The organism is Nitrospira sp. (assembly GCA_037045225.1).
Classification (GTDB): Bacteria; Nitrospirota; Nitrospiria; order Nitrospirales; family Nitrospiraceae; genus Nitrospira_A.
In genome coordinates this window covers 3,659,364-3,678,261 of sequence record JBAOHZ010000009.1, presented here as the reverse complement: position 1 = coordinate 3,678,261, position 18,898 = coordinate 3,659,364, and the positions used below count along the sequence as shown (strand labels likewise).

Sequence of the window (18,898 nt, the reverse complement as noted above, 5' to 3'; positions counted from 1 at the left end):
AACCGCACGTTGAATCGTAGTATCATCCGAGTTCGAAGTGAAGTCAATCATTCTGCGTCCTTTCTATTCGTCTGTCGTCCTGCTACAATCTGCCCGTCTATGGCTAAGATCTTCACCATGGTGCTGGCCGGCGGGAAAGGCGAACGCCTGAATCCCCTCACGGACCAGCGCGCGAAACCCGCGGTGCCGTTCGGCGGGAAATATCGCATCATCGATTTCACGCTCAGCAACTGCCTGAATTCCGGCCTGCGACAGATGGCCGTTCTGATCCAGTACAAATCGCATTCTCTCGACCGGCACATCCGCAAAGGATGGAACATCCTCAATCCCGAGTTGGGCGAATACATCATATCCGTCCCTCCTCAACAGCGGATCAGCGAAGAGTGGTACCGCGGCACGGCCGATGCCGTGTATCAAAACCTTTTCCTGCTCGACAACGATCAACCAGAGTTTCTGCTGGTACTGGCCGGTGATCACATCTACAAGATGAACTACGCCGACATGTACAACCTGCTGATCGAAAAGCAGGCAGACGCAGTGGTCGGCGCGATCGAAACGCCCTTGGCGGATGCCAATCGTTTCGGCGTCATCGCCGTCGATGAAGACCGGCGAATCCTGAGCTTCGACGAAAAACCGGAGAAGCCGATGCACATCCCCGGCGACCCGACTCAGGCATTCGTCTCGATGGGCATCTACCTGTTCCGCACCGATGTCGTGCGGGAACAGCTGATCCGGGACGCCAAAGAGGGCACCAAGCACGACTTTGGCAAGAACATCATTCCGCGTATGATCAAGGAGCAGCGCGTCTATGCGTTCAAGTTCCAAGACGAAAATAAGAAAGCGGTGAAGTACTGGCGGGACATCGGGACACTCGATGCCTACTGGGAAGCCAATATGGACCTCGTCGCCGTCGATCCGCTGTTCAACCTCTACGACCAGGAATGGCTGATCCGCACCTACCAGGGACAATTCCCTCCCGCCAAGTTCGTCTTTGCCCAGGACTTTCAGGGAGGCCGCATGGGCGTAGCGCTGGACTCCATCGTGTGCGGCGGCTGCATCATTTCCGGCGGCCGTGTGCAGAACTCGGTGCTCTCGCCGAACGTCCGGGTCCACGACCACGCCGATGTGCGCGAGTCCGTCGTCATGGAGAACGTGGTCATCGGCGAACATGCCCGCATCAGACGCGCGATCATCGACAAAGACGTGATCATTCCGCCCAAAACCGTGATCGGCTTCGACCCGGTCGCAGATCGTCAACGTTTCAAAGTCACCGACTCCGGATTGGTGGTCATCTCAAAGGGAATGAAACTGCATGCCGCCGTCGATTCATCCGGTTGATCTGGTCGCGACACTCCGCCAAAGAAACCTCACTCCTGCGATTATCTTTCTCACATCGAGACGGGCCTGCGACGAAGCGATGCAGTCGTTCGAGCGCAGCCAGGTCACCCTGCCCAAGACACAACAGGAACAGATTGCCCGCGTCCTGACACAGGTGACCGAACAGTTTCCCAGCATTGCGGAACACCCGCTGATCGACACCGTCCAGCGCATCGGCGTGGCGGCGCATCATGCGGGCCATCTCCCCTCCTGGAAGATCGCCGTCGAAGAACTCATGCGCACAGGGTCTCTGGATGCCGTCTTCGCCACCACCACCCTCGCCGCCGGCGTCGACTTTCCCGCCCGCACAGTGGTCGTGACACAATCCAGCATCCGCAAGGCGCGCGACTTCACCGACTTGACCGCCAGCGAGATCCAGCAGTTGGCCGGCCGGGCCGGTCGCCGCGGCAAAGACCTGGTGGGATTCGCCGTGATCACCCCGTCACCCTATATCGATCTCACCGTTCTGACCAAAGGGCTCACAGGACAACCGGAGGCAATTCACAGTCAATTCGTCATCAGTTACCCGATGGTGCTGAACCTGCTCAAAGCCCACCCGCGCGAACAGATCCAGTCCATTCTCGCGAAAAGCTTCGCCCAGTTTCAGTTGAATCAGCGCACCGCCGTGCTGGAAACCAAACTCGATGGACTGCGCGCTGAAATGGAACCCTTTGGTCCGCGAGTCTGTTCGGACTGGATCACACAGTGGCAAGTGTTTGATCAGGCCCGGAAACGAAAAAAACCTCGTGGCCCGGCGGCCAGGCAGGAATCACCCGATGTCGCCGCACGCCTGCATTTTCTCACGCCCGGACGCGTCGTGGGGCTGATCCGGGGACGCGGTATCATCCTGCGCCAATATCGAAGCAAGGGCCAACATGCGCCGATGGTGACCTTACTGCGGGACGGCGGGTCCCTCAACGAATGCCCCGCCTCGATCGTGACGCAGGTATTCGACCGCACGTTCGACTGCGAAGAAACGTCCGCCTATCCCTGGTGCACTCCGCAAACATTGGAGCAGCTGACGCATCACCTCCTGGATCTACCGCCGCGTCTCCCGATTCTGCCGATTCTGACTCATCAGAACGAAGAGATCCCGCTCGACAGTTCGATCATCCAAACGCTGGGCGACTTCGCCTGCCCCACCTGTCCTTCGCGCCAGGCCTGTCAACGCGATTTCCCCAGGGCCTCCCGGGTTCGCCAGGAAATCCAACGCCACATGAAATCGATTCAAGCGCTGCAGACCAGCTTGTGGCACCGGTTTCAAGAACGCATCGATATCCTTGAGCGCTTCGGTTATCTCAACGCCACGGCCCAACTCACCGCCGACGGCGAGTGGGCGCGATTGATTCGCATCGACCATTCTCTCCTGATCACGGAACTGATCCGGGCCGAGGCCTTCGGCGCCATCGATCCGCCTCTGCTCGCCGCCGTGATGGCCAGCATCGCGCATGACGACGATCGTCCCGGCTCGTTTCCACGCGGCAGCGCCGGCCTCGTCACCCTTCTGTTCCAAGTCCGCAAGCTGGCAGAAAGTCTCGTGCCGCACGAGGCGCCGCCGATGCTCCGTGCCGATGTCGCCGCCCTCACCGAGCGATGGGTGGCGGACCAAACGCTGACCTGGATCGGCCTGGCCCGGCTGACCACGATGGCCGAGGGCGACATGTTCCGCCTGTTCGCACGCACGATCGAATTTCTGTCCCAGCTCAAGACGCTCAAGAGCACCCATCCTTCATTGGCAGAATCGGCGGAAAAAGCCATCGCGGCGATGCGCCGTGGCGTCTTGGAGGAGCTGCCATGAACTCGTCGTTCGTTCCTCGTGAAGCGTCGTTCGCGAAACACACGATTCTCGCGCATTCGACGGATCAATGCAGGATTCCGTTTCCATTCTTGCGTGTCACATGTCACGCTTCACGCTTCACGGGGATCTCATGACCACGCACGAGCTCGAACAACTCTTGATGCAACAACCGGTCTCCCTCCTGCACCGATTGGCACGGGGACGCATCAGTCGGCATTTTCGTTCTGGCAAACGTAAGCTCGTCGAGCTGCTCCTCCAGGCTTCGGCTGAAAATCGCCCCGGACTGGAATCCGATCTGGCCGCCCTCATCGAGGAACAAGCACACCGCCAACAGGCGACGCCCGTTGAGACACCGCCAAAACCGAAGGGGCCCACAAGACCAGCCACATCCCCCATCTCAGCACGCCCGCATCGGGCGGATGACCATGGTCACCATGAGCCGCCGGTCTCGCTGCATGAATGGTTATCGGGCATCGGTATCCCGCAGGCACAGCCGTTTGTGCCGGATCCCTGGCAGGTAGAGGCGCTGGCGCGACTGGCCGAAACCGACGTGGTGGTGAGCGTCCCCACCGGCAGCGGAAAAACGTATGTCGCGATCGAGGCGACGAAGCGGGCGATGCAGGAGAATCGCACCGTTATTTACACGTCTCCCCTCAAAGCCCTCTCCAATACGAAATTCACCGAGTTCTCACGATTGTTCGGTCCGGGCCAAGTCGGGATCCTCACCGGAGACCGCCGCGAACATGCCCAGGCTCCCCTGCTCATCATGACTACGGAGATTTTGCGGAATCTCCTCTACGATGCCGCGGGAGGCGAAATCGACGTCCGCCTTGATACCTTGGGACTGGTGATCATGGATGAATCTCAATACCTCGCCGATCCGGAACGCGGGGTGGTGTGGGAGGAAACCTTGATTTTCTGTCCATCGCAGGCGCGCCTGCTGCTGCTATCCGCCTCAATCGGCAATCCGCAAGATATCGCGGATTGGCTGACCGCCATCCGGCCGAATCCCTGCGCGCTCATCCGCCATACCAAGCGATCGGTCCCCCTCCGGGCCGGCTACCTCCATCCGAACGAAAAGTTGACGCCCCTCTTCCGGACTGCCGGAATCCCCTACGGACAACCCCACCTGCTGCATCCGGAAGCCAAGCGACTCTTTACGGAATACGAAGAAGAAACCGGTCCATCTCGATCACGCTGAGCGCCGGTGCCGAATACCGTCGCTCGTGAAGCGTGAAACGTCTCTCGGCAGACATCCGAGCTGATAGCTGATGGCGGGAAAGAAGAGCGTATGGCTCATGGATGAAGACAGAACGCCGCGGGTTGCGGTCGTTTCCAACTATACGCCATAAGCAATACGCTATTTGCTCCTGTTCTGGATCGAGCGACGAACGACGATTAGAACGAATAGGTCAGGCCGATGGTGGGGCCGTGTCGGAGGGTTTGGAATTGGTTCAAGGAGGCCGTACTCGACGAGCCGTCGGAGCCGTAGAGTTTCCACTGATCACCGGCGAGCACGCGGTTCCAGAACACGCGATACCCACCTGTTAGGTAGAGCCGGTCCCAGATTTTTATTCGCAGATTGATATCTGAATTGGTCCCCAGGCCAAGCCCCGTCATTCTGAGGCTCGGATCCTGCGCGAGATCGGTTCTGAGGTGATGCACATCCTCATTGTTCAAATAGGACAAGAGCATCGCTATTTTGGCCTCAATGCTGATGCGCTTATCGAGCCGATACTCGACCTCGCCGCCGAATCGGCCTGACAACCAGGTGGACGTATTGGTGATGGCCGTCTGATTTTGAAACTTGATCGTACCGGCTGGTGAACAACGAAAATCCTGGTTCGGAGAAGATGCCGTGGTGCATTCGGCTTGTGCGACCCCGTTTGCCACGTGCCGTTCCCGCCAGTATTGCAGCCCCACGAACATAGCCAGGCTGCCCTTATTTTCAGGGAAGCTGTGCGTGGTCATGCCGATATCACCGTTGAGATACCAGAGATTGTCTCCGCCGATATCGCTGTACGTGCGCGAGAACCGATGTTCCCCACTGACGGTCGCCCCTTGCGCTGCAGCCCCCTGCGCGCTCAAGAAGTCATCGTCCGTGAGTCGTCCTCCTCCGATCGAACCATACCCGAAGGCACCGCGAAAAAAGACTTTGTTCTTCAACTTCACACGACCGGTGATTTCGGTAATGTTCGTGCCGGTATCCTTGTACTGAAGTTTAGAACTGGGGTTCCCGAGGTTAGCATCGAGAGCCGACGCATTGTGACTCCACTGGGTGTTCCCTTGACTGAACCATTCGGATAAGCCGATGTCGACGCGAACGATGGAAGAGGACGAGGCAGGCGCAACTTCGGCCCTGAGCGGCAGCGCCGCGCAGCTCATCAGGAGTCCGATTACCGCACCGACTATATATCGACCTGCGATCATATCTTCAGAACTCCCTTTGCCAGCCTAGGCAATACCACGGTCATCACAATCTCTTTCTCTTTCAACTTACGTATCCCACCGGAATTGCGCGCCCACTGATATCCTACCTGTGAAGTACGGTCAACAACTTTTTCGGCCCTAGGCGATGAGACGATCCGTAGAATACCCGTATGCTTCACACATCCCACTCAGGACAGGCAGCCATACACGTGAGTGGTGTCGCTTTTGAACACAAAGGTGCCTATCCCCTACAGTCGGAAAAATTTTCCCCCTCGCGTTTTTTACGGGACAACTCCTCACGCATGATACCTGGAACGCGCAAAATTTTTGCTTGCCTATTCGGTTTTCTTCAGTTAGTTTCAGCCCTGACGCATTTCCCGACGGGATTCTCACCGAACTCCGCTGAGCGATTCCCGACAAACAATTAAGAAGAACGCTGGAACGATTTGTTGTGGCACAACTGTTGCTCACCAACTAAGCGTTGCTTTTTTAATTTCGGAAAAATACCTAGGGGAGTACGAACTATGCAGTTCCACCACCGCACACAGATTCAGCACCTAGTACGCATTCCGCGGCAACGGGCAGCGAAACTTCTTGCAGGGATGTTGCTGACTCTGTGGTTGTGTGACCTCGCCACCGGGGGATCCACTGCGCTGGCCCAAAACATTCAGTTCACACCCAGCTCCCTGTCCATGACCGTCGCTCAGGGAGGAACCGTCAGCGGCACCCTCAGCTTGAAAAAATCCGATACGGCGCAGCACACGTACTTCATCAGCGCCAACCAATCCTGGATCTGGCTGAATCCACCCTATGGCAGCACCCAAACCATCAGCACCGAAACAGACCTGCTGACCGTCACGGTGAATACCGCCACCATGGGACTGTCCGCTGGGACCTATTCAGGCACCATTTATATTGGACAATCAGGGCCTGGCGTCTCCACGACTTGGCGCATTCCGGTAAGCGTCAGCGTGACAGCCACCGGCACCACGTCGCCGCCGCCCCCTCCACCATCCACGACCCCGCCTCCGTCGACCACGCCGCCGCCCCCGCCGCCTTCAACGACGCCACCGCCCCCACCTACAACGACGCCCCCGCCACCGCCACCGACCGGTTCCTTGACGTCATTACTCCAAGCCTTCCCATCCGCCCTCTCGCTCACCATCGCGAAAGGGAGCACAGGCTCTGGCGTCTTTTACCTGCAAAAATCAAGCACCCAACAGAGCACGTATAACATCAGTGCTGCCCAATCCTGGACCGCCCTCAATCCGCCCTATGGCAGCACACAGACCATCACCACCGAGATCGATCCCATCACGGTGTCCGTCAATACCTCGGCCATGAACATCGGCACCTATTCAGGGATCGTCTATATCGTCGAGAGCGGCCCCAACGGATCGCAGACTCTGCGCATCCCTGTCGCACTCAATGTCACGGCGACTGGGACCACACCGCCGCCACCACCGCCGCCGACTTCAACGACGCCCCCTCCACCGCCACCATCGACCACACCACCACCACCGCCGCCTTCAACGACGACGCCCCCGCCGCCGCCACCGACCGGTTCCTTGACCCCGCTGCTCCAAGCGTTCCCATCTGCACTGTCGCTCAGTACGGCGAAGGGAAACACGGTATCCGGCATCTTTAATTTGCAGAAGTCGAGCACCCAAATGAGCTCCTACAGCATCAGCGCAGCCCAATCTTGGACGGCGTTAAACCCGCCTTATGGCAGCACCCAAACCATCACCACCGAGATCGATCCTATCACGGTGTCCGTTAATACCTCGGCCATGAACATCGGCACCTACTCGGGAGTCGTCTATATCGTCGAGAGCGGCCCCAACGGCTCACAAACCCTGCGGATCCCCGTTTCGCTCTCGGTCCTCGCGAGTGGTACCACACCACCGCCGCCCCCACCCTCGCCGACCGGCGGCGCCACGTCGCCACCGCCGCCTCCCTCGGGAACGGCCACCGGTACCGTGACGATCTCGTGGACCGCCAACAGTGAGGCAGACCTGAAGGGGTATCGCGTGTATGTAGGCACCCAATCCGGGAGCCGCGCCCAGGCGTTCGACGTCGGGAATGTCACCTCCACTAGATTGACATTGCCGCTCGGCAGCACCTATTTCTTTGTTGTCACTGCCTACGATACGACTGGAAACGAAAGCTCGCCATCAGGAGAGCTGAGCAAGAGTCTGTTTTGAAAATATCTATGCCGGACAGGCTTGACCGTTCTTCCCTCAAGCCTGTATAACGGGCGCTACACCTTTGAGCCCGCTTCGAAGGAACATCCCTTCGAGCGGGCTCAAAAAATGTCCCATGCGCCCGTAGCTCAATGGATAGAGCATCTGACTACGGATCAGAAGGCTACAGGTTCAAGTCCTGTCGGGCGCACCACTTTATAGTCCCAACCAGCTGACGATCTCTTTTTCCCCTCTGCCGCTCAACCAGAAGCGTTCTCTCAATTCCCGTGCTCCGCTCGCGGACAGCCTCACACAGTCCGATTCGCCACCGGAGCTGAGCGCTGTACGTCCGCCTGCTCCCGATCGTCTGAAGTCCGTTCCGGCGTGGTCGGAGCGAGACCGGTTTGGAGACTGATCACAATGGTGATTCGCCCGGAGACGGGATCCAAACTCGTCACCATCGCACGCACTCGCTTCCCAACCACCGGCTCAATCCGCGCCTTGAGTACATCCTGACAGGAGAGAAACATGGCCTCATGGACACGACGAAGTAACGCTCGGCCATCCTCTGTTTGAGCCAACCGTGCCTCGGCGGGGATGATGCTGTGCCTGATGAGCGTGGCATCAATGACATCGTCGGCGATCCGCACCTGAACATGCGCATAGTTCGACTTCATGAACTCGGTGTGAAAGTTCAAGATCGCGAGCATCACGGCATATTCAATATCCGCCTGATTCCGGAACTGCGCCATACTGACCTCTCATCATGCAATGCATACCCGATCCCCGCGGTCCTCGCGTTTCCGATAGCTGAGCGTAGACCTCGGCAGACATCGGACGGTGACATCACAGGCAATTCATCTCGTCTCCGTGAGGTATCTCACTGGTGCTGTGCGGCCTGAATTTCTGGAGAAAGACAGTGCAAACCTCAGTCCACAACAGAAGTCGATGTAGCCCGCCTCCTGCGCACTCTGATTTCTCAAGAAAACCAGCGGCTCCCAGCCCTGGTCTCACTGATCGTGCCGGCCCCCCAATTCGGACCAAGCCGATCTCTCTGCACCAATGGTGTGCGCGTGCACAAATGCGCGAGGAGTCGTGCACGGGCACCCACAAACTTGCACTCACGGGCAGTCATGAGCCAAGAGGGAATTTGATGGTTTGAGAGCTGAAAACGACCACGACTGAGGGAACCGGGTGGGATTACATTCGATCCGATCGGGAGATGAAGCAGCGCATCATAACCGGGCTTTGCGACGGCGATCCAACATCCAACGTGTCACCCCCAACTGCCTCGCGGCTAAGGTTTTGTTGCCGCCGGATCGGGCCAGCACCGCTTCGATGATTTGATCCTCCAGATCAGCCAACGATTGGTCTCCGACCCGGAAGCTGATATGGACATCCCCGGAATTCGATGCGCCCGCCGGAGCGCAAGCGGGAGCCATGGTGGCCGTGGCCGGTATTGAAACAGCCCCCTGAACATCAACGGGGAAATTCGCCGTCTCCAGCGTCGTCCCTGCACAGAAGAGGACCGCCCGCTCAATGAGATTGCTGAGCTCACGCACGTTCCCGGGAAGGTGGTAGCCCCGAAGCAAGGCTTGGGCACTTTCACTCAGCGTCCGCACCGGCTTCTTGAGCGCCAGCGCAGAACGGGTCAAAAATTGCTCTGCCAAAGGAATGATGTCCTCCCGCCGGTCGCGAAGCGGCGGCACCGTCAGCGTCACCACATTCAGTCGGAAGTACAAATCCTCCCGAAACTCACCCTTCGCCACGGCTTCCTTTAAATTCCGATTTGTCGCCGCCATCACCCGCACATCGATCGCAAGATTTGACGCGCTACCGACCCGTCGAATCGTACGTTCCTCCAGCACACGCAGCAATTTGGCCTGGAGGGGAAGCGGGAGATCGGCAATCTCGTCGAAAAAGACCGTCCCGCCTTCGGCCATCTCGAGCAATCCGCACTTTCTGCCAGTCGCCCCTGTAAACGATCCCTTCTCATGCCCGAACAGCTCGCTCTCGAAAAGGTCACGCGGAATCGACGGACAGTCCACTTCCACACAGGGTTTGCCCGCGCGTGGGCCGTTGTAGTGGATCACACGCCCCATATATTGCTTGCCTGTCCCCGTTTCGCCCTGCAGAAGAACCGTCACGCGGTCGTTCGTGATGAGTTCCTGCACCTGGGTGAGGAAACTCCTGGTCACGGGACTGTTGGCAATCACACGATCCAGCGCATACCGTGCGGCATCTTGTCCGCTATGCAACTGCACCTGGCGTTGAAGCGTCAAGACCTCCGTCGCCCGGCGCAGCGTATGAAGCAGATCGTCCATATCGATGCTCTTGGCCACAAAATCGAATGCCCCCAGCCTCATGGCCTCCACCGCATCTTTCACCGTGCCTCTCGCCGTCAAGACGATCACCGGCATGGCCGGCGACAGCTGTTTCACACGGGCCAAGACATCCAACCCGGAGAGATTCGGCATCACCAAATCAGCCACCAGCACGTCCGGTTCGAACGATCGGAGCAGACCCAAGGCCTCCTCGCCAGACCCTGCCGTCTGCACCACGTACCCCTGATCGCGCAAACGCAATGCGAACGCCTCCCGAACCGAAGCCTCATCTTCTAACAATAAGAGATGCCAGGGCATGCTACGCCTCGTGTCTCACGGGAAGCCACACATCGACCACCGCGCCACTCCCCGGCGGACTCTGAATGATGAGTTGCCCATGGTGCCGCTCCACGATGTCGCGGGTAATGGTCAACCCGAGCCCGACCCCCTTGGCTTTGCCGTTCGTGAAGAAGGGCTCGTAGATCCGCTTAAGATCTTCGTCGGCAATCCCTTTTCCCGAATCAGAAAACCGCATCAACACTCCTGCGAGACGCCGGATTTCGGGCGTGACCGTCACCTGCACGCTCCCGCCGCCCGGCATCGCATCGATCGCATTCATCGCAATATTGAGACAGACCTGCAGAATATGCGCTCGCGACGCATCGACCGCCGGCAGGTCCGGGGCCATCGAAGACTTGACCAGAATGTGATTCTTCATCAAGTTCGGTCGAAGGAGTGTCCACATATCATCGAGCACCGAGGCAAGATCACAGGGTGCGATATCGAAAGGGCGTGGCCGCAGCTGCCCCAAATGCGATTCCAGGAGTTCATCGATTCGCGCGGCCTCTCTGGCGATCAACCGACAGCGGTCGCGCGCCTCTTGCGGCAGCGAGGCCTGATCGGCCAGATGCGTGGCCAGACTGCCCAGGCCAATGAGCGGATTCCGCACCTCGTGTAATATGCCGCCGGCAAGTTGGCCGACCAGCTTCACCTGCTCGGTGTGGCGCAACGCTTCAAGCATTTGTTCCCGTTCACTGAGATCGGTCAGGATCGCCATGAAGTACTGCGTGGTCCCATCCGAAGCCTTCACCGGGCTGACACGCTCCCACACCAGAAACTCCGACCCGTCTTTCCGTCGATTAACGAACCGTTCGACAAAGGGATGCCCCGAACGGATCGACGCCCACAGACGCTCATAAAACTCGGGGGGATGTTTGCCCGATTTCAGAATCGCCGGGCGCTGGCCCAGCGCCTCCTCGCGCGTCCATCCTGTCATGCGCTCCAGAGCCGGATTCCAGTCCACGATTGTGCCGGTCGTGTCCGTCATCATCACGCCGTCCTGCGCGGATAGGAAGAGGCGATGATAAAAATCCATCTGCGTCTCTTCATGGCGCCGGCGCTCCAATACCGTGCCGATGGTATTCGCCATCGTACAGAGAAACTCCTGTTCCTTTTGGTTGAACGTGCGGACCCGCTTGGAATGGGCAGTCATCACTCCATACACCCGGTCTTCGACCAGCATCGGCACACACATGCCCGCGACCGCACCATGTTCCGTAAGCAATTTAGACGCGGAAAACCGAGTTTCCCGGCGGAAATCGTCGACCACAACCGGAATCCGTTCCCGGATCGCATAGCCGGCCTGAGAATGGGTGCCGCCTTCGATCGTGAGTTTGCCGATGAGATCGCGTTGCAGCCCGATCCCCGCCATGATGTAGAGATGGCCGTCCAGTTCGCGCGGCACCAGAATCTTGCAGAGTTCCACTTCCAGCGCCACCGCCGTTTCCTGAACCGCTTCATTCATCAGTGCCTGGGCCGAGACGCCGCTGACCGCCAGGGTACCGATACGCGCCAGCGCGGACTGAAATCGCGCGACATGCGCCGCGTCCTGCGCAAGCAGCACCCGCTCGGTCACATCCTCCAGCACCATCAACACACCACGGTCTCCACGATAGGGCACCACATTGAACCGGCAGGCGTAGTAGCGCGGCCGGCCATCCTGAGCCTCCAATGTATATTCGATCGTCTTTCTGGTTCCGAGCGCACCTAGGTTCCAGGCAATCGCGTCATCCAGCAGGCGCTTCCTCAGGGCATGCTCTTCCGCTCCCACCTGAGGAGAGGCAGACTCCACCAATTCAGAAAAGTGAGAATTTTCGAAGATGAGAAGGCCGTGGCAGACGAAACAGAGGCCTCCGTGGATACAGTCGCTCAGCCAGGCAAGGACCTCAGCGGCGGCGAGCTCAGACCGAACCGGCCGTGACAGCTTGGAGCGACTACGATGAGAAGAGGCCATGACTGTCGCGCTCGCCGGGAATGACAGATGCTTCGTTCAACATGCGCATGCGCGCAGGGGCAGTATACCCAGCAGGTCCCCACCCGTCGAGAGGGAGTCGCCCGTCCAGACGCCTGCTACGGAATTACGAAATGATCCCGGCGGGTCACCGCAATGTCGCTGACGAACATGGCGCCGGAATGTTTGTGAAAAAGCGGGCCCAGCCCAGCCAGAATCGGCTCAATCAGTTCCTCAGGCACGACGGTGAAAATGATCACCTGGCTGCTGGTGTCGTCGAACAGCAGGTGACCTTCATGGAATCCGTGATGCCCCTTGCCGGAAACATTGTTGATGATCGTATAGCCGGTAGCGCCGACTCGATCGAGCAGATTCGTCACTAACTTGAGGTGCTCTCCCTCGACCACGATGCGGATTTCTTTCATCGGATGCAACGTCAGCATACCCCTGCCCCCTCCCCTCTTCCGTCCCCTGTTCCGTCCCACGCCATCTCGAACTTGTACCTGATCCCGATTCATTCCGCTCTGCCCTACGCTAAGGGCCCGAGGCGGCTTATTCCGCTCTCTCCCGTACCACCCCACCAGCCTCCGGTCGGACGCCCGACTCGGCAGCAGGGTGCCCATCTGAGTGCCCTCGAATGTCCGGGTGCATTTCCAGCTCTTCCGACACCGATTGCCAGCCCCGCATGATGTCGTAATGGTAAAACGCCGCTTCGTTCGGCTCACACACCACCAGTGACACCCACTCGTTCTGGAACAACCGTTCGAGTCCGGGATGTTTCGCAATCACCGACTCGACACGAACACGCGGAGCCTCGATCACCGCCAGCAACCGCATCGGCTCATGATAGGGGACCGGGCCGTCCAGGACGGTCTGGGCCGGCAGGCCCAAGCGAAGGTCGCTGGTCGCTCCACTCATCACACCCACTCGTCCGACGATATTGTGGTAGACCTTGCTCCCGCTGCCGTACACCTCGTTGTCGACGGCGGAGAAATAGTGCTCCATATTGATCCATTGAGCCACGATGAGGGGAGCCGTCATGATCGTCTCCAGGAGTTTCCCCGAGGCATCCTGGCGATAATCGTAGGAGTGCAGAAATGACCGGCCCTGGAGATCCAGCGGCCGCGTGAGCTCCCGACGGCCGATGATGAGCAGGTTGTTCTTCGACAGGCCCCACTCAGGGCGAACCTGTGCCCAGTCAACGCTGCGCCGGTACGCCCGTTGCTGCGGATCGCGGCGGCTCGCTGTCGCCGCCGGTCTCTCCAGCGCCATCCCACGCTCCAACGCCGCCTGCGTCCCCGCTTCCTTGAGATCCTCCAACAACCGCACCAGGTCCTTCCGATGCGTCGGGGGAACATCTTCCAGATCTACGATGCGGACATCGTTCCTGGTCGTGTCATGTAATGCCGCGACAAAATGGGTATCGCCTGGGATTTTGAGCCCACGCGACTCCAGCACCTTTCGGACGGCCTGATTGTTGGCCATCGCCGCAAAGGCGCGGGCGTTGGGGAGGCCGCTGTTGCCGCCGCAGGCGCCGCAATCCAGGGCAGATTCATACGGATTATTATCCGAAGTACTCCCGTGGGAACACATCACCACCAGCCGCGAAAAACCGGACGTGAATCCCATGAGACGGAGTGCCGCTTCGACCCCGTAGGCCTGTTCCGCGACAGAAAACCCATGCAAGGTGATGCGCTGCAGACGAGTCGACATACCCCGCGGTGTGAGGGCCAACTCCCGGCGTAATCGTTCGTTCAACGCATCCGCTGCGGAGGAAGCAATTCCGAGCGCGCTCGCAACCACTTCCCTGCTCTGCTCGTTCTGGTTCTCCAACGCCCTGAGACGGATGGTCTCGATCAATGCCGGCGTGATCGCGGAGCCGAGCGCAGGAAACTCTTGCCGGAGCGAAGCGCGGATGGCCGCACGCTGTTCCGCCGCCACCATTTCCTCCGCCTCTTCTCTGGTCAACTTGTCGATCGTCAGCGTCGTCGCCAACGGCGGCAACCATAACCGCTTCACCCAAGAGGTGACACGGTGATACCAGAGTGGGCAGAGGGTCTTGCCGAAGAAGGGAACACTGAAAAACCACCCCAGCGCTTCGACCATGACATAGGGGGTAATGACGTTTTCCTTGAGATCGTGGAGGAGCTCATGCCCCGCCTTGTTGAGGCGCGAGAACAGGCGGTGCCGGCTCGCCGCCGCACCATGATAACTTCGCGGGATCTCTCTGATATGGTTCTTGGGTTTCAACAGCACGGGCGAATGCGTGACCGGATGTTCTTCGCCGAACGCCTGGTACTTGACGGGAATCCCGAAAAATCCCGCCACCCCCAACGTCTCATACCCTCCACGCTGCTCGAGATGTCGCCGCAACACCTCGGATCGAATATCGATACAAAACACCAGTTGCGCCAGGGGACGTGAAGAGCCACTCGAAGCAACCCGTTCATCAGATTCCCGCAATTGCGTCGCGACCCCGCGCAATTGCCGGACGACGTCCCGGCGGTGACGGGCTTCAAACGCTTCCAGCCACCGTTGACTCTGTTGCCCGGCGGGAAATCCATCCAACCAGTTCAAGACTGTCGACACATCGGACAGCGCCGTTTCCCTGATCTGTTCCGGATCGGCACCCATCGCGGTCGACAGGGCGAGTAGCCGTCGGACATCGTGCTTCACGGTTTCTGAGGCGCGCCACCCGGCGGTCTGTTCATAGAGCTGTTTTCCAATGCCATTCCACTCGTCGGGCGTAGCAGTCCGATGAAGCCGGCTCCAGTCCCGCGCCTGGGCGGCAAATGAAGGGGGCAACCCTTCCTCCATCAATTGACGTCGGAGCCAGTGGGCGTAGGGAGCCTGCTCGATAGAGGCCCGAATGGCATCATAGTGGCCGGGGATGCCCAGCAACCGGCGACAGTGCAACGCCACGAATTCGCGCTCATAAAACAACCGAACCGCCAGGTATTTCACCAGATCGACCGGATACCGCGCCTGCCAGGGATGATGCTGCTCCTCAGACCGCCACTTGATATACCCAGTCCATCCGGGGAGGGCGGACAGATGCAAGGCAAAATACGACTCCCAAGCGGACTTCGGAATGCCCATCACGGCCAGACTGTCGAGTACGGCTTCTTCCGGCCGGTCGCCCAATGCATCAATCTTCGGTGCAACGTCCGCCACACCTAGTAACCGCAGGCTGGCGTCATACCGTACCAGACGTTTCCAGGCGCGATAAAACGTAAGCTGCCGATCCGGCATGGTCCAGGATGCTTCCCCTTCATCCAGAAATGCGCTGCACCATTTGATCATCTGCTCGTTGATATCCGACACCAGCGATGTCCCCAGCGTGCGATCGCACCAGGTCGAGAGGGTCTCGTGAGACAACACCTCGACGGGCGCCCGAGGAATCAACGCCTCCGCCTGGCCGGTTCTCGCCTGCCCCACTACAGTGGCAAGCCACGAGGTCAGCTCATCCGGGTTGCCCTCCGCCGAAACAGAGCGATCGGCCTGCGACGGCAGCGCCTCACCCAGCCCATGCACCATCGAAAGCCGGAGCACGTCCTGATGGGACACCTCACGCCCCGCGAACAGGACCCGCCGCTCGCTGGCCAGCGGGGCGAGCACCTGAGTGAGGTCCTCCGGACAAATTCGACCCTGTTCGAAGAAGCGGCGATACAAGGCGTCGGGCAAATAGCCTTTTCCTCCAAGCAGTTGTTCACCGCGCTTCACCGCTTGATCGAACGGAAGCTCTTCCAACCCATGTAGAGGATTGTGGTGAATAAACGTGCGCATGGGCCAGTAGGATGAAATCGCCTCCCCGGCCAACTCCACATGGGAACGCAACTCCATCCGCTCGGCATCTGTGAAGGTGCGTGTTTTAACCACCATGCCGCCACTCCGTTTTGGTTCGACCACGCGCAGACGGGGGGTACCGGCGAGATGCGATCCGGCCGATCATGCGAATGAGATCTTCAACATAGAGGCCATTGAGGAACGTGACGTAGGCCCGGACACGCAAGGTCTCGGTCCAGGCCGGCATCAGAAGACTGACGCCTTTGGCCTTGCCATAGATCATGCCCCAGGCGCCAACAATCACAATCGCGGCGAGCCCGATGACCACTTCAAAGAAAGAACGATTCCATTCAGCCGCCCGCAGATAGGACTCCGCCATTCCCGGGCTCGGATACAAGAAATGCGTAAACGCCTCACCCGCCCACAGGTACGTGAGCCCGATGAATGCCAGGGTTCCGAGCATGGTCAGCGACACGGCCCAGGAAGCGCCGGTGTGCAACCGATACAAGGTAAACATCGCCTGCGAGGTCGTCACCCATCCGAAGAACAGGAAAATGACCGCCCCTTGCGCATCCTGCAAGGGAATACTGACGACGCCATGCACGACGAGCAGAATCACCAGCGGCAACACCAACGTCGCAACCAATCCGGTGGTCCAGGTCATGGGTGAAAAAGTATGCGCGTCATCCGCGCGGCCGACAGGCGGCAGCTTATATTCTGTCCTCGCCTTATGAATGATGGAGCCGGAATTGAGGAACAGCGTCGCCTTGAACAAGCCATGCGCACAGAGGTGGAACACGGCGAGAGCAAAGGCGCCCAAACCGCACTCCATGACCATATAGCCCATCTGACCCATGGTGGAATAGACCAGCCGGCGTTTCACGCTGGTCTGCGTGAGCATCGCCGTAGCGCCGATCAACGCGGTGATGCCCCCGATGACGAACATTAGATGGAGCGTCGTCGGCGCGAGACCGAACAGAGGCGCCAACCGGTTCACCAGAAAACCGCCGGCATTGACGATCCCCGCGTGCATCAGGGCCGAAACAGGGGTCGGTGCTTCGATGGTGCCGATCAGCCAGAAATGAAACGGAAATTGCGCCGACTTCGTCATGACAGAAAGGAGCAAGAGCAGGGTCACGACGGTCGGCACATCGCAGTCCCATGGCAGGCCCGGCCAGATCGTCAGCGGCGCCGGTCCTGTCTGCAAGCGGGCGAAGAGGTCGGTCATATCCCACGTCCCGTACGATCCGTACAGGACCAGCAAAGCCACCGCAAAAGCCACGTCGCCGAGGCTCTGGACCCAGAAGGTCTTTTGCCCTGCATCCCTGGCGGCGGAGCTCGCAGGATTACACACCAGCAACATCGCTAGTAACCAGGTCACCAGGTGCCAGCAGACAAACATCCACAGCAGGTTGCCGCTGCTGACCAGGCTCAACAACACGAACGTCAGCGCACCGAGCAACGCAAAGAAGCGGACATACCCCGCATCGCCGACCATATACCGCTCGGAATACACATGAATGATCAGGCTGACGAGACTGATGAGGGCCAGCATCACCGCGGCCAAGCGATCAACCAAGATTGTGTAGGTCATGGTGCCTGATGACGTGCCCACCAGGGACAGCCGGATTGTGTCTCCCGACAACACCACCGCCAGTGTGACAAGCGAAGCCAGGGCGGAACACCAGAGCGCAGCGATGCCGAGACGCGCAACCCGTTCCCCCAGGTCCCGCCAGAACAACGCGATCAGGAGCGTACCGAGAAGCGGCGCAAAGATCGTGACCAGAGGAAATATCGCACCCATCACACGAGGATCTCCCACACAAGGCTTACCAAGGCACTGCCAACCTGTTCGAGCTCTTCAGCAAGAACAGAGCCTGGCAGGCGAATCAGGAAAAGATCGCAACATTCATTGAATTGTGATCTGCAACCGACGCAGTGGCCGATTTGATTTCCAAATCCAACGTGCACCGATGCACGAACGTGCATATATGCACAGCATGATTATTGAGGTGACCGAATCGAAGGACGCCACCACAAGAGCATAGTCTCACATCTTGCCCCCAAAGATCAGCAGGTGTGGCAGGTGACTTAGTTGCCCGCGACCTGCAGGGAAGAGTTCGTCCAGCTTCCTGCCCGCTTCTTGATGTGTTTCCCTCGCTGTGATAGCGTCTACTTAGAAGCATATGCACCAGCAGACCACCTACAGCAACCGCCTCCGACTCGACAGGATGCTGCGCGCGTGGGCAGTCGTATGGCTGCTGGCATTCCCGCTCTTCCATATCCATCCCGAAACCGATCCCCATCATGGAGAAGCCGGTCACATCCACGCCGCTGCCGTACACACCGTCTTTTCGGCTGACCTGGAAGGCGAATTCGAGGGCCATCGAGACACGCATCACCATGCGCCGGAGGTAGCATCGTGGCCGGCCCTCTCGATGGAAGGCCCGCATTTCTGGAACGCTGATCCCGAGCTGAGCTTTTCTCTGCTGAACGATGCCACCGACCGCAAGCTCGTGAAACCGCTGCTGCCCCATCTGCTGTTCGTGACTCACAATCTTCTGCCCGTTCCGAAACATCCTGACCAGCCAGCAGAACAGCACACCGTGCCTCTCCCAAGCACAGTCCTCGCACGTGCTCTACCTGCTCGCGCGCCGCCATCCACTCTCCTTAGCTAACCGTCGTCCGTCCTGACATCCTAGATCCTGAT

At 59.1% G+C, this 18,898-nt stretch carries 12 protein-coding genes and 1 tRNA gene; 6 read left to right on the top strand and 7 right to left on the bottom strand.

The window, feature by feature from the left end; genetic code table 11:
• Positions 1-99 precede the first annotated feature (99 nt).
• The 3 genes from glgC to V9G17_18125 all read left to right on the top strand — a co-directional run bounded on the left by glgC (position 100) and on the right by V9G17_18125 (position 4,376).
• Entirely contained in the window at positions 100-1,338 is a 1,239-nt protein-coding gene (gene glgC, locus V9G17_18135; GenBank protein MEI2754515.1) for a glucose-1-phosphate adenylyltransferase, read from the top strand.
• The gene (locus V9G17_18130) at positions 1,313-3,175 is read left to right on the top strand and encodes a helicase-related protein (protein MEI2754514.1); all 1,863 of its coding nucleotides are present in this window, start codon (positions 1,313-1,315) and stop codon (positions 3,173-3,175) included. Before glgC ends, V9G17_18130 begins: the two co-directional genes overlap by 26 nt.
• Before the next feature lie 130 nt (positions 3,176-3,305).
• On the top strand, positions 3,306-4,376 hold the full coding sequence (locus V9G17_18125; GenBank protein MEI2754513.1) for a DEAD/DEAH box helicase: 1,071 nt from the start codon (positions 3,306-3,308) through the stop codon (positions 4,374-4,376).
• A gap of 197 nt (positions 4,377-4,573) precedes the next feature.
• Here the strand turns inward: V9G17_18125 and V9G17_18120 are convergent, their stop codons facing one another.
• Positions 4,574-5,605, bottom strand: a complete 1,032-nt coding sequence (locus tag V9G17_18120; protein ID MEI2754512.1) for a hypothetical protein — start codon at positions 5,603-5,605, stop codon at positions 4,574-4,576.
• Positions 5,606-6,129: 524 nt separating this feature from the next.
• Between V9G17_18120 and V9G17_18115 the strand changes: the two genes are divergently transcribed.
• Both V9G17_18115 and V9G17_18110 read left to right on the top strand, forming a co-directional pair.
• Entirely contained in the window at positions 6,130-7,809 is a 1,680-nt protein-coding gene (locus tag V9G17_18115; protein ID MEI2754511.1) for a hypothetical protein, read from the top strand.
• Positions 7,810-7,926: 117 nt separating this feature from the next.
• A tRNA-Arg gene (locus V9G17_18110) sits at positions 7,927-8,002 on the top strand.
• A gap of 94 nt (positions 8,003-8,096) precedes the next feature.
• Here the strand turns inward: V9G17_18110 and V9G17_18105 are convergent.
• The 6 genes from V9G17_18105 to V9G17_18080 all read right to left on the bottom strand — a co-directional run bounded on the left by V9G17_18105 (position 8,097) and on the right by V9G17_18080 (position 17,992).
• Positions 8,097-8,540: a Na-translocating system protein MpsC family protein gene (locus tag V9G17_18105; GenBank protein MEI2754510.1), complete on the bottom strand. Its 444-nt coding sequence runs from the start codon at positions 8,538-8,540 to the stop codon at positions 8,097-8,099.
• A 483-nt stretch (positions 8,541-9,023) separates the two neighbouring features.
• Positions 9,024-10,430: a sigma-54 dependent transcriptional regulator gene (locus V9G17_18100; protein MEI2754509.1), complete on the bottom strand. Its 1,407-nt coding sequence runs from the start codon at positions 10,428-10,430 to the stop codon at positions 9,024-9,026.
• 1 nt (position 10,431) lies between these two features.
• Positions 10,432-12,405, bottom strand: a complete 1,974-nt coding sequence (locus V9G17_18095; protein MEI2754508.1) for a PAS domain S-box protein — start codon at positions 12,403-12,405, stop codon at positions 10,432-10,434.
• 116 nt (positions 12,406-12,521) lie between these two features.
• Positions 12,522-12,845: a P-II family nitrogen regulator gene (locus V9G17_18090; GenBank protein MEI2754507.1), complete on the bottom strand. Its 324-nt coding sequence runs from the start codon at positions 12,843-12,845 to the stop codon at positions 12,522-12,524.
• Positions 12,846-12,954: 109 nt separating this feature from the next.
• Positions 12,955-16,284 carry a DUF2309 domain-containing protein gene (locus V9G17_18085; GenBank protein MEI2754506.1) on the bottom strand — a complete coding sequence of 1,110 codons (3,330 nt, stop codon included), beginning with the start codon at positions 16,282-16,284 and terminating at the stop codon, positions 12,955-12,957.
• Positions 16,274-17,992, bottom strand: coding sequence for a proton-conducting transporter membrane subunit (locus V9G17_18080; protein ID MEI2754505.1), 1,719 nt, complete (start codon positions 17,990-17,992; stop codon positions 16,274-16,276). The genes V9G17_18085 and V9G17_18080 overlap by 11 nt, the downstream gene beginning before the upstream one ends.
• Positions 17,993-18,374: 382 nt before the next feature.
• Here V9G17_18080 and V9G17_18075 point away from each other — a divergent pair, with 382 nt between their 5' ends.
• On the top strand, positions 18,375-18,866 hold the full coding sequence (locus tag V9G17_18075; GenBank protein MEI2754504.1) for a hypothetical protein: 492 nt from the start codon (positions 18,375-18,377) through the stop codon (positions 18,864-18,866).
• Positions 18,867-18,898 lie beyond the last annotated feature (32 nt).